This is a genomic window from Nonlabens ulvanivorans (assembly GCF_000732625.1).
GTDB lineage: Bacteria > Bacteroidota > Bacteroidia > Flavobacteriales > Flavobacteriaceae > Nonlabens > Nonlabens ulvanivorans.
The window spans coordinates 813,749-826,901 of the sequence record NZ_JPJI01000032.1 but is presented as its reverse complement, the minus strand read 5'-3'; the positions used below and the strand labels follow the sequence as shown (position 1 = coordinate 826,901).

9 protein-coding genes and 2 tRNA genes are annotated in these 13,153 nt (G+C 34.9%); 6 read left to right on the top strand and 5 right to left on the bottom strand.

Going from position 1 to position 13,153, the window contains the following annotated elements:
* Positions 1-10 precede the first annotated feature (10 nt).
* From IL45_RS10885 to IL45_RS10860, 6 genes are all read left to right on the top strand, one after another.
* Positions 11-295: a hypothetical protein gene (locus IL45_RS10885; RefSeq protein WP_036585279.1), complete on the top strand. Its 285-nt coding sequence runs from the start codon at positions 11-13 to the stop codon at positions 293-295.
* A 133-nt stretch (positions 296-428) separates the two neighbouring features.
* Entirely contained in the window at positions 429-1,646 is a 1,218-nt protein-coding gene (dinB, locus tag IL45_RS10880; RefSeq protein ID WP_036585273.1) for a DNA polymerase IV, read from the top strand.
* A gap of 10 nt (positions 1,647-1,656) precedes the next feature.
* Complete coding sequence (locus IL45_RS10875; protein ID WP_170062949.1) at positions 1,657-4,731, top strand: DNA polymerase III subunit alpha; 3,075 nt, start codon at positions 1,657-1,659, stop codon at positions 4,729-4,731.
* Positions 4,732-4,852: 121 nt separating this feature from the next.
* Positions 4,853-6,115, top strand: coding sequence for a putative DNA modification/repair radical SAM protein (locus IL45_RS10870; protein WP_036583779.1), 1,263 nt, complete (start codon positions 4,853-4,855; stop codon positions 6,113-6,115).
* Positions 6,112-6,915 (top strand): TIGR03915 family putative DNA repair protein, encoded by an 804-nt coding sequence (locus tag IL45_RS10865; RefSeq protein WP_036583776.1) that lies wholly within the window; start codon positions 6,112-6,114, stop codon positions 6,913-6,915. Before IL45_RS10870 ends, IL45_RS10865 begins: the two co-directional genes overlap by 4 nt.
* Positions 6,916-7,083: 168 nt before the next feature.
* On the top strand, positions 7,084-7,530 hold the full coding sequence (locus IL45_RS10860; protein WP_036583774.1) for a hypothetical protein: 447 nt from the start codon (positions 7,084-7,086) through the stop codon (positions 7,528-7,530).
* 151 nt (positions 7,531-7,681) lie between these two features.
* On the opposite strand, the gene IL45_RS10855 is transcribed toward IL45_RS10860, so the two are convergent.
* From IL45_RS10855 to IL45_RS10835, 5 genes are all read right to left on the bottom strand, one after another.
* Positions 7,682-7,767, bottom strand: a tRNA-Leu gene (locus IL45_RS10855).
* Between the two features lie 58 nt (positions 7,768-7,825).
* Positions 7,826-7,897: transfer RNA gene (locus IL45_RS10850), tRNA-Gly, on the bottom strand.
* A 95-nt stretch (positions 7,898-7,992) separates the two neighbouring features.
* The gene (gene mutS / locus IL45_RS10845) at positions 7,993-10,596 is read right to left on the bottom strand and encodes a DNA mismatch repair protein MutS (protein WP_036583772.1); all 2,604 of its coding nucleotides are present in this window, start codon (positions 10,594-10,596) and stop codon (positions 7,993-7,995) included.
* 179 nt (positions 10,597-10,775) lie between these two features.
* On the bottom strand, positions 10,776-11,951 hold the full coding sequence (locus IL45_RS10840; protein ID WP_036583770.1) for a vWA domain-containing protein: 1,176 nt from the start codon (positions 11,949-11,951) through the stop codon (positions 10,776-10,778).
* Between the two features lie 10 nt (positions 11,952-11,961).
* A complete protein-coding gene (locus tag IL45_RS10835) occupies positions 11,962-12,993 on the bottom strand; it encodes an SIMPL domain-containing protein (RefSeq protein WP_036583767.1) in 1,032 nt (343 codons plus the stop codon).
* Between the last annotated feature and the right edge of the window lie 160 nt (positions 12,994-13,153).

The window sequence follows — 13,153 nt, the reverse complement described above, 5'->3', positions numbered from 1 at the left end:
GTATCAGGATATGAACATAGAACTCATAAAAACAGAACTGACACAACGAGTAGAACAACTTATGGTGTCAAGAAAAACAGGACACCAAACAACTATGAAGGTAGTTTACAAAGTGAAATCTTGGTCAGATAAAATAGCCGAAACAGAAGACCTTATACATAAGGTGTATCACACACTAAATGAAGTACTGTCTCAAAATGGTATTCATTTTAAAAATGAAATTGAAAAAGAAGGCTTTGTAAGTTTTATGGAACCTACAGTAAATGATTTAGTTATTAAAAACATGACCGATTAATTAAACTGTAGACATAAATAAAAACGAGTTATAGCCTATAAACCTCACAGGAAAAATCTTGTGAGGTTTTTTGACCGCTTGTTTTAAGCAATGTGTAATTAAAACTATCACACCACTTCAAAGAATAAAAGCTATGAGCGATAAACAAATCCTACATTTAGATCTCGACACTTTCTATGTTTCTGTAGAGAGAAAAATGGATGCACGTCTTACAAATCGTCCGATATTAGTAGGTGGGACTAGTGATCGTGGCGTTGTAGCAGCCTGTAGTTATGAAACTAGAGGTTATGGTGTCCATAGTGGTATGTCTATGAAACTAGCAAAACAACTATGCCCAGAAGCTGTGGTGATAAGAGGTAATGCTGGTATTTATTCAAAACACTCTGATGAGGTGACTGAAATTATCAAACAAGAAACTCCTCTTTTTGAAAAATCTAGTATTGATGAATTTTATGCAGACCTGTCTGGAACAGATCGCTTTTATGGATGTTATAAACTAGCAACAGCAATACGTAAAAAAATCATCGACGAGACTGGATTACCTATATCCTTTGGTCTATCTACAAACAAGGTGGTTTCAAAAATCGCGACAGGTGAGGCAAAACCAAACAGTCAACTTATGATTTCTGAAGGGACAGAAAAACTTTTTATAGCACCACTTTCAATAAAAAAAATACCACAAGTAGGTGATAAAACATATCAAACATTGAGACATCTAGGCATTAAACGTATCCACACCATTCAAGAAATGCCTGAAGAAATGATGATTAATGTACTAGGTAAAAATGGAGGCCTGATATGGCGACGTGCACAAGGAATAGATAACAGACCAGTCGTCGCATTTAATGAACGTAAATCTATTAGTACAGAGCGCACTTTTGATCGCGACACCATAGATATTAAAAAACTCAAATCCATTCTAATTGCCATGACAGAAAACCTAGCTTTTCAATTAAGGCGTGGTGATAAGTTAACTGGTTGCATTAATGTTAAAATAAAATACTCTGACTTTAACACGTATACTAAACAAATGCGCATCCCTTATTGCAGTGCAGATCATATTTTAATTCCACATATCATAGAAATCTTTGAAAAACTTTACAATCGTCGATTATTGATAAGATTAATAGGAATAAAATTCTCTCACATTGTTAACGGTCACTATCAGATCAACCTCTTTGACGATAATGAAACCTCTATGAATTTATATAAAGCATTAGATAAAATAAGAGAAAAATATGGAGACAGGACTGTTATGAGAGCAGCTGGAATGGAATCAAGAACCATAGGCAGAATGTTAAATCCATTTAATGGGCTACCACCAGTAGTCCTAGCACATCGTAAACAATAAAATACTCAACTTGTATTTAAATAATCACACATATTACTCTTTGCGTTATGGCACTTTTAATGAGCAAGATCTCATTGATCTAGCCCTAGAAAATGGTGTGAAAACAATTGTCCTTACAGATATTAACAACACCAGCGCCTGTTTAAATTTTATAAGACTATGTGCACAACATCAACTACATGGCGTGCTAGGTATAGATTTCAGAAACAATCATCATCAACAATACGTTGGTATTGCAAAAAACAATGATGGGTTTCAAGAGCTTAATACTTTTCTATCGTATCATCTAGAAAATAAAATTCCATTTCCTTCAGAGCCACCAGCCTTTGATAATGTATACCTTATATATCCGTTTGATAAAGTAATAGAGCTTGATAAAGTTCGCTTTCGCGAAAGCGAATTCATAGGTGTCTCTACAACCACATTACGTAAAATGCCATTTACTAGTTATGTAAACATGCTGGATAAAATGGTTGTGATGCAAACAGTAAGTTTTAGGTCTAAAAAAGACTATAACGCACATCGCCTATTGCGCTGTATAGACCTAAATATTCTTTTGAGTCAGCTACCAGAGTCGCAACAAGGTAATGTTGAGCAACAAATGATTCCAGTTTCTCAATTAAAAAAAGTTTTTAAAGAATATCCGATAATCCTTCAAAACACGACACAATTATTATCACAATGTCATGTCAGTTTCAATTTTGAAAACGCACAACTTAACGCAAATCAACAAGTCTACAGCACTAGTAAAGAAGCAGATTATGCAAAACTGAGAAAGTTAGCTTATGAAGGCATTAAGGATAGATATGGAGACAGAGAGGATAAGACAGTTGTTATTGAGCGCATAGAAAAAGAAATAGGTATAGTCCATAAAAAAGGTTTTGTTGCATATTTTTTAATCAATTGGCGCATCTGTGAATATGCTCGCAGTAAAGGATTTTTTTATGTAGGTCGTGGTAGTGGTGCAAATAGCATTTTAGCTTATTTACTTAAAATCACAGAGGTTGATCCGATAGAACTAGATCTATACTTTGAACGTTTTATTAATGACTATAGAACCAGTCCACCAGATTTTGATATCGATTTTGCATGGGACGACAGAGAAGATATTACACGCTTTATATTCAATGAATTTAATAATGTAGCGCTGCTAGCCACTTATAATACTTTTCAATATCGAGCAGTAGTAAGAGAATTAGGTAAAGTTTTTGGGTTGCCTAAAACAGATATAGATATGCTTACCACTGGCCATTTTCAACTAGAGCAACTAGATCAAATGCACCAACTGGTATTAAAATACAGTCATTTAATAAAAGGCATGCCTAATTATACAAGCATACACGCTGGCGGAATTTTAATCACGGAAAAACCTATTCATTACTACAGTGCTACCAGTTTACCGCCTAAAGGTTATCGTACGGTTCAATTTGATATGCACATTGCTGAGGATGCTGGGATTCACAAATTTGATATTCTAGCACAGCGTGGCCTAGGGAAAATACGTGATAGCATAGAGATCATTAAGTACAATCAACCCGATGCGACTATAGCAAATCTACAAACCGATGTGAAAAAATTTATGCTAGATCCAGAGATTAATAACATGATCTCACAAGCAAAATGCATAGGTTGTTTTTATATAGAATCACCAGCGATGAGAATGCTATTGAGCAAACTAGCCACTAATGATTATATAGGACTGGTTGCTGCAAGTTCTGTCATACGTCCAGGTGTAGCCCAAAGTGGTATGATGCGCGAGTTTATTTTGCGTACACGCTATCCTGAAAAGCGCAAAGAAGCACATCCCATTATGCAAGAAATAATGCCAGAAACTTATGGTATTATGGTCTATCAGGAAGACGTCATTAAGGTTGCTCACTACTATGCAAAGCTAGATCTTGCTGAGGCAGATGTATTGAGACGTGGAATGAGCGGAAAATATCGTTCTCGTGAAGAGTTTCAAAAGGTGGAACAAAAGTATTTTAAAAACTGTATCGATATAGGCCATGATCCTAAACAGACACAAGAAATTTGGAATCAAATAAAGAGTTTTGCTGGTTATGCTTTTGCAAAAGGCCATTCTGCATCGTATGCTGTAGAAAGTTACCAAAGTCTTTATCTTAAAAGATACTTTCCACTAGAGTATATGGTAGCCACATTAAATAATGGTGGTGGTTTTTACAGGCCTGAGCTCTATGTTCATGAAGCAAAGATGTGTGGTGCAACTATAGAATCACCGTGTGTTAACCATAGCGATATTGCTAATACTATAAAAGGAACTAGTATCTACCTGGGCTATAGCTATCTCAAAGAGCTAGAGAAAAAAACTATGATACGCATAATAGAGGCGCGTCATCTTAATGGAGTTTTTAAATCCTTAGAAGATTTCATAGATCGAGTACTCATAAGCATTGACCAATTAGCTCTTTTGATACGCATAGATGCTTTTAGATTTACAGGAATAGATCGCTATGAATTGTTATGGCACGCACATTTTAAATTAGATAAGTCACCTCAAAAGTATATACAGAATAAATTATTTGTTACTGAGCATCAGAAAGCAAGTATACCCAGATTACACACAACCGCTTTAGAGATGGCTTATGAACAAATAGAACTTCTAGGGTTTCCTTTGTGCTCTCATTTTGATTTACTGTTAGAGCCACCTCAAAATCATTACGGCCGTACAGAAATGATAGCACATCACAATAAAATGATATTAATGTATGGCTATGTTGTAAACATTAAAACCACTCATACTGCTAAAGGCAAGCGCATGCAGTTCGGTACGTTTTTAGACATTAACGGTGACTTTTTCGATACGGTTATGTTTCCTCCTGTGGCCTCTAAGATCAGCTTTCGCGGAAGCGGAATCTATAAAATATATGGTAAGGTGGTAGAAGAATTTGATTTCTTTTCTATTGAGGTACACAACATGCATAAGGCCGATTATATTCAAGATCCGAGGTATGCAGAAGAGAATCCCCAAACCATGCAACGTTTAGAAAAGCAATCCAACTTACGAGATCGTAGAATGGGAAATGGTAATGGGTATCGTAAGCTAGAATTACCTCTTGAAAAATAAAAATACATCAACCTAGAGTATCGAGAAAGTCAAGTAAAACTGATTGATTCTCATCTAATAATAAGAATAAAGCAATCATTATATAAAAGAGTTCAAATAAAAGTCTGAATAGTCTATACACATGAATTACGAGAGAATAAAAGAGAAATTAGAAATTCTAGCAGATGCTGCAAAATATGACGTGAGCTGCAGCAGTAGTGGAAGTAAAAGGCAAAATAAGAACAAAGGTCTAGGTGATTCTAGCGGTATGGGTATATGTCATACCCATACTGAAGATGGTCGCTGTGTATCATTACTTAAAATTTTATTGACGAACGTATGCATTTTTGATTGTGCCTATTGTGTGACTAGAAAGTCTAATGATATCAAACGTGCCGCTTTTACTGTACAAGAAGTGGTAGATCTTACTATTAATTTTTACCGCCGCAATTACATTGAAGGATTGTTTTTGAGTTCTGGAATTTTTAAAAGTCCTGATGCTACAATGGAAAGATTGATTAGAGTAGCAAAAAAGCTGAGAGAGGAAGAGAATTTCAATGGTTATATACATCTTAAGTCCATTCCAGGTGCTAGCGATGAACTGATGCAAGAAGCTGGGTTATATGCAGATCGATTATCTGTAAATATTGAAATCCCAACTAAGGCTGGATTGAAACTACTAGCACCAGATAAAGATCATAAAGATTTTATTAAACCTATGAAAGCGGTTCAAAACTCTATTCAAATATATAAATCTGAAAAAAAACTTATTAAAAATACACCTATTTATGCTCCAGCTGGTCAAAGTACTCAAATGATAGTAGGTGCTACAGGTGAGAGTGATCGCGACATTATGTATAGCGCAAATTTCTTTTATAATAAATTTCAAATGAAACGTGTTTACTATTCAGGATACATACCTGTGGCAAACGACTCTAGATTACCAGCAATAGGTACAGAGGTGCCCATGATGAGAGAAAATAGGCTTTATCAGACCGACTGGTTATTAAGATTTTATGGTTTTAATATTCAAGAAATATTAAATGAAACTCATCAAAATCTTGATATGGATATAGATCCTAAACTATCGTGGGCATTGCGCAACCTAGACCAATTCCCTATAGACATTAATAAAGCAGATAAAAGAATGATAGCTCGAGTGCCAGGAATAGGAATGCGATCTGTAGGTAAAATTATAAGAGCCAGAAGATATAGAAAACTAAATTGGCAACACTTGAAAGCAATAGGAATCTCTATGAATCGATCTAAATATTTCATGACCTGTGACTCACGCGATTTTGAGACTAGAGATCTTACTAGTTCTAAAATTAAAAACTTAATCATGCTTAACTCTAATAGTAAGTATCATAAAAACTTTAACAATCAACTCAATTTATTCTCATGACTACCACTTTATTATATGATGGTAGTTTAAATGGATTATTAACTACGATTTTTATCATCTATGATCATAAAATAAAATCACCTATTATTTCTAAAGCTTCCAAAACACAAAAAAATCTTTTTGACGGTATGGAGGTCATTACCACAGATATTGATAAAGCAAAACGAGTATGGAACCGTTTTGAATCTCTATGCAATTATAGAGACTCACATCAAGTCTATTGCGCTTTCTTAAGTGAAATAAATGGAATAGAAAATACTATATATGAATATATAAAATCCACTTTCCAAAAGCAAAAAACACCAAGCGGTGATTTCACTAACCCAAGTGTATTAAAAATTGCACAAGCAGCAAAGATGGTAGGTCGTGAAAAGCATCGAATGGAGGCATTTGTTAGGTTTCACTTAATAGATGAAAAAACCTACTATGCTAATATCGAACCAGACTTCAATGTTTTACCCTTAATTACAAAACATTTCAAAAACAGATATGCTGATCAAAATTGGGTCATATATGATTTGAGTCGGAACTATGGAATAAGCTACGATCAAAATATAGTACAAGAAGTTTATATAGACTTTAAAACTCCTAAAGGTCAACGAGGAATATTAAATACCACTGCTACTTCTAATAAGAACAATATTGAATTAACGACTGGTTTTCAAGAAAAAGAAAATAATTATAGAGATCTATGGAATCAATATTTTCAAAGTACCAATATAAAGTCAAGAAAAAACCTCAAACTACATGTGCAGCATGTTCCTAAAAGATATTGGAAATACCTAAGTGAAAAACTTTAAAGAACCTCTGATGATTTTTTGAAATCCAATTACGAAATCAACCATTCAACTTCAAATCATAGATGAAATCATACAACTAATCGATAAATAGCTATTTATAATTTAGAAATTAAGTTATTTAATCAAAAAGTATACATTTGTTTAATAAATCAATAAATCTACCTCAAAATGAAAAAATTATTTATCGGAGCGATGGCTCTTTCTCTTATGTTCGCAGTAGGATGTAGAGAAGTAGAAAAAGGAATGGAAGATGCTGCAAACGGCGTTGAAAATGCTGCAGATGCTGCAGGAGATGCTGCTGGCGATGCAATGGACGCTGCTGGTGACGCTGTAGAAAGTGCACAGGACGGTATTGAAAATGCTGGTGACGCAATTGAAAATGCTGCTGACAATGCAACTGGCGCTGCTAAAGAAGGGTTAGACAATGCAAAAGATGCTTTAGATGACGCTGGTGAAGCTGTAGAAAGTGCTGCTGGTGACGTGAAAGATGCTGCTAACAAAGCCGTAGATGGAGCTAAAGACGCTGCTAACACTGCAGTTGATAACGCTGGTGATGCTGCTAAAGGTGCTGCAGATAAAGCGACTGAAGCTGGAAAGAAAATGATTGGAAAATAATCCACTTTCTCTTTAAAAAACAAAACCGCCTAAAAGGCGGTTTTGTTATACATCAATATTAAAGCTACTACCTTAAAAGCTCTACATAAATCAATTTCTCAAAAATTATTATAATAAAAAAGAGGCTACCTATTTCTAGATAACCTCTTTGTACTCGAGACGGGACTTGAACCCGTACGGGCATTACTACCCATTGGATTTTAAGTCCAACGTGTCTACCAATTCCACCACTCGAGCGATTGTGTCCACGACACATCATTGGTATTATTAAAATCTTTTTAAGAACAAACTTTTGAGCGAAAGACGGGATTTGAACCCGCGACCTCCACCTTGGCAAGGTGATGCTCTACCCCTGAGCTACTTTCGCAAAATTGAAAAACTCAAAAGCTTTTCAAAGCGAGTGCAAATTTAACAACTTTCCTTTATCTGCAAAGCGTTTCAATTAAAATTATTTGATAAAAATTATTTTCCTTGAAGCATACGTTTAATCTCGTTAAGTTTCATGAGTGCTTCTACTGGAGTAAGCGTATCTATATCAACCATAAGTATCTCTTCTTTAATGTTTTGCAACAAAGGGTCGTCTAGGTTGAAAAAACTCAATTGCAATTCTTCTTCTTGAGTATCCTGCAAAACTTTTTTAGAATCCTCTTGTTGATGACTCTTTTCAAGTCTTTTTAAAATTTTATTTGCTTTTTTAATGACTTGCTGTGGCATTCCTGCCATCTTTGCCACATGAATACCAAAACTATGATGACTACCTCCAGGTATAAGTTTTCGCATAAATAATACTTTATCCTTTAATTCCTTTACCTCAACATTAAAGTTCTTGATACGGTCAAACATTTCCGTCATCTCATTTAATTCATGATAATGAGTTGCAAAAAGAGTTTTAGGCATGTAAGGATGTTCATGTAAGTACTCAGTAATCGCCCACGCTATAGAAATCCCATCGTAGGTGCTTGTTCCTCTTCCTATTTCATCTAGCAGCACTAAACTACTTTTACTAATGTTGTTAAGTATGCTAGCACTTTCATTCATTTCTGTCATGAATGTAGATTCTCCTTGAGAAATATTATCACTTGCACCTACTCGAGTAAAAATTTTATCTACAATACCCATTTTAACATCTGTCGCAGGAACAAAACTTCCCATTTGTGCAAGTAGTACAATCAATGCTGTCTGTCTCAATATTGCCGACTTACCACTCATGTTAGGACCAGTAATCATTATGATTTGCTGTTGATCTCTATCTAATAAAACATCATTGGGTATATATGGCTTATCTGCAGGAAGCATCTTTTCAATTACGGGATGTCTACCACCTGTTATTTCTAAAGCGTCACCTTCTAATAGTTGCGGTCTAACATAATTGCTTTGGACAGCATGTGCAGCAAATGATATCAAACAATCCAATTGTCCAATTAATTGAGCATTATTTTGAATCACTTTTATAAAAGGCACTATTTCCTGAACTATTTTATCAAAAAGCTCTTGCTGAAGAGCGTTAATACGCTCTTCAGCTCCTAAAATTTTTGATTCATACTCCTTTAATTCCTCAGTAATATATCGCTCTGCATTAACCAGTGTTTGCTTTCTAATCCACTCTTCTGGAACTTTATCTTTGTGAGTATTTCTCACCTCAATATAATATCCAAATACGTTGTTACTAGCAATTTTTAAACTGGTTATACCAGTCTCTTCTGTGTGTCTTGCAAGCATGTTATCCAGATACTCTTTCCCACTATTAGCGAGACCTCTCAACTCGTCTAACTCACTATTATAACCAGCAGCGATGGTTCTACCCTTTAAAATATTTACAGGAGCTTCCTCATATATAGACTCTTTAATTAATTGAGTCATGTGTGTACAAGCATTAAGGCTATCCCCTAATACTTGTAAGGCTTTATTTCCAGAACTTTCAGCTATTTTTTTTACTGGCTCAATGGCCTCAAGACTATTTTTAAGTTGTACAACCTCTCGAGGACATATTTTCCCTACCGCAACTTTAGAAACTAACCTCTCTAAATCACTCATGCGTTTAAACTCAAGTTTAATCGCATTCAAAGTTTCTGCAGATTTTGTAAAAAACTCCACTATATCATGTCTTTTCTCTACCTGCTGTTTATTTTTTAATGGAAATGCTAACCATCTTTTCAACATTCGACCACCCATTGCCGTTGTAGTTTGATCTATAATATCTATCAGAGTGACTGCTCCTGTACTTAATGCTTGATACAGTTCAAGATTGCGCACAGTAAATCGATCCATCCACACATAATCCTCGTCTGCGATTCTAGAGATTCCAGCAATATGATCTACCTTGTTATGTTGTGTCTCTTCTAAGTAATGTAAGATTGCACCAGCAGAAACGATGGATTCTTCTAATTTTTCAATACCAAATCCCTTTAAAGAATTGATTTTAAAATGTTTTAATAACGATTCATGGGCAAAATCTATTTGGAACACCCAATCTTCTAAAAAGAAATACGGCAAATCATAAGGGAAGTCATTTTTTAATAGCGTCTTATCCTTACGATTAATTAATACCTCGCTAGGATTGAAGTTTTGCAACAGTTTATCAATTTCTTCTCTTGACCCTTGACTCACTAAAAATTCACCTGTAGAAATGTCTAAAAACGCTACACCATAAATATTCTTATTTACAGATACAGCGGCTAAAAAGTTGTTGCTTTTGGACTGCAGCACCTCATCGTTAAGTGCTACACCAGGTGTGATTAACTCAGTAACACCTCTTTTTACTATCGTTTTAGTTTGCTTGGGATCTTCTAATTGATCGCAAATAGCAACTCGCTCACCTGCTTTTACTAATTTAGGTAAGTAGGTATTCATAGAATGATGAGGAAAACCTGCTAGTTCAATAGGTTCTCCACCATTATTTCTACTGGTTAAGACAATATTTAAAATACGTGCAGTCTTAATTGCGTCCTCTCCAAAGGTTTCATAAAAATCTCCAACACGGAAAAGCAACAACGCATCTGGATATTTAGTCTTTATCCTGTTGTACTGTTGCATTAATGGAGTGACCTTCTTAACCTTCTTTGACAAACCGTATACTTATGAGTGAGCATCAAAAATACGATTCTGTTACCGCTAGTTACGGCAATTCAAAGAGCATTTTTCAACAGCTTGTCAGTCTTATGGATTAGATGTTGTTTTAAAAATTAAAAGGTTGTTTTATTACGCTTTCGCGAAAGCGCGATAAAACAACCTCTACATCCTTACAACTATTTCCATGTATAATTTTTTAAGGCAGCTTTCTTTTTTACCGCATTTATCATGGCGCTTTCTAGACCATTTTCACCAGCATTTTGCGACTTTATATAAGCCTCTCTTTTCTCACTCAAATCTATAATACTCTTTTGCACGCTTTCCCTTTCCTTCTTTTTCACTAGAGTTATAGCCTTTATTTCCTCAATAGATTTATCTTTTAAATCTGCGTCTAGAGTTTTTTTATTTGCTAGAATTAAATCTTCTAGCATCTCTTCATCCTCTGCTGCATCAATTAAATCCCAAGCTGCATTATTATATACACTTTTTGATTTTACAACACTGCGATTTACATTTGCTGTTACAGATACACCAGCCGTTTGATTATCTATATAATTTTGTTGTGCAATTCTAGATTGACCTTGACTTCCGTAAGAAATATAAGTGCTGTTTAACTGTGAATTCAGCTGTAATATCTGGTCGTCATATGGTGTAGACACATATTGAGTTTGCTGATTATGATCAATTACCATGTATTCTCCTTTCCCTAAAAAAGCAGCGTTTTTCCATTTCAAAGAGATTCCTGTTTGTGCATCACCACAGAATATAGTGTTAACAGTAATATCTTTTTGAGAAGCATCTTTCATAACGTCATCTATAGAAGTATTGCCTTGAAGAAAAGATTCATTACCAGCTATAAATAACATCTTTAAATCTTGAGTACCATTGCGCCATTCTAGATTTTTAGTTGCGTGATTAATTACCGCACCACAATACTCATCACCACCATTAGTATCAAGGGCAAATAATTCTTTACTTATTAAATCTAGATCTGTAGAAAAAGGAACAATCTGCCTTAAAAAATCTTCTTGTTGTGGAATTGTAGTATTACCGTACTCATACAACGCGATTTCAATATTAGCCTGTACTTCATTACACTGCGCATAAGTCATTTTGTTTACCAGATTCCATAATTGAGTTTTAGCTTGATCTATTAATCCATTCATACTACCACTCGTATCTAGTAGTAATGCTATTTGAATAGTTGCTGGTTGAATAGGTTGAGAAGGCTTTTTCTCCAATAAAGCAACCTCTGGAATATTGTCATTTACAGGTTTTCCCATAGCTGCTCCATTACATGCAATGAATGTTATTAATACGGTAACTAGTAATATATTTTGAAAATTATTCATGGTTTTGCGTTTAAGAGTTAGGTAGTTGTTTGATGTCTACTGGACCTGTAGGCGATATGACATACACTTTAGGTTTAGGCTCTTTTACTGGTGCAACTGGTGCAATTGGCTTTGCAGGCTTAGGTACATATCGCAATGTTAAATCCATACCTAGTTGTATTACAGGTCTAGTAATAGCAGCATTTACGACAATATCATAACCAGAATGAGGAATAGGATCATAATAATATGAGATAGGTTTTTTAATACGTGTCACACCTTTTTTCTGTTTAAGTGCATCCATACTTATATTATTGGCTGCAACATAACTTTTATAGTGATCCTTAGGCATATGGTAATATTTTGCATCTGCCATGTGGACATCATATTCATCCATATCAAAACCCAATGCTGTATAGTATTCTTTCTTCTTTTTTACTTCGGCAAGTAGTTTAGTTTGTAGATCAGCATATATTGCCTCTAGGTTTTTCACATAATAATCTACTTTAACTAGGTTATAAACCTCGGCACTGGCACATGCCGACAGTATTTTTTCAAAGTCGGCATCATCACGGTAAGAAATCAATAAGTTTTGTTGTAATTCAAAACCGACCGGAACCTCTGTATATGTTTTGCTGAAAAGCTTTTTAGTCACTTCTATTTCATACTGAGGCATAAAAGATATCATGTCAATAGCAAATTGACCATTGAAACCTTTACCTTTTAATTCAGCTTTAATGGCATTAATTTTATCACTCATTAACTGTGTGGTCTCATCAGCCGTCTCACCTACCTGGTTGATATTAAAAACTGCTGTGTAATCTGTTGCCTCAACGTTATAAAGACTGCGCAAGCTTAAGTTTAATATATTACTGGGTTGTAAAGTCACGCTTGCAGCCGGGCTGGTGTTATAACCTATCACTCTCGCATTACCCATATCTGCGGTTGCAATATTAGCTCTCGAGATTTCCATTTGCGAGGCTTGGTTATTAAAATTACCTAAATGCTGTGCACTCAAACTAAGTGTACAAAGGATTAAAAATGTCGTTGAGATGATTTTCATTTTGTTAGAATTTTAATCAAATCTACTGGGATACTTTTCTTATAAATATGTCAAATGAGTGAAACCAGTATATGAATGAGTGTAATGGTATTTCTATCGAGTACACTTCTTAATTACCAAAATATATAAGCTCTAATCGGCCCATAAACGGCACAGTGCT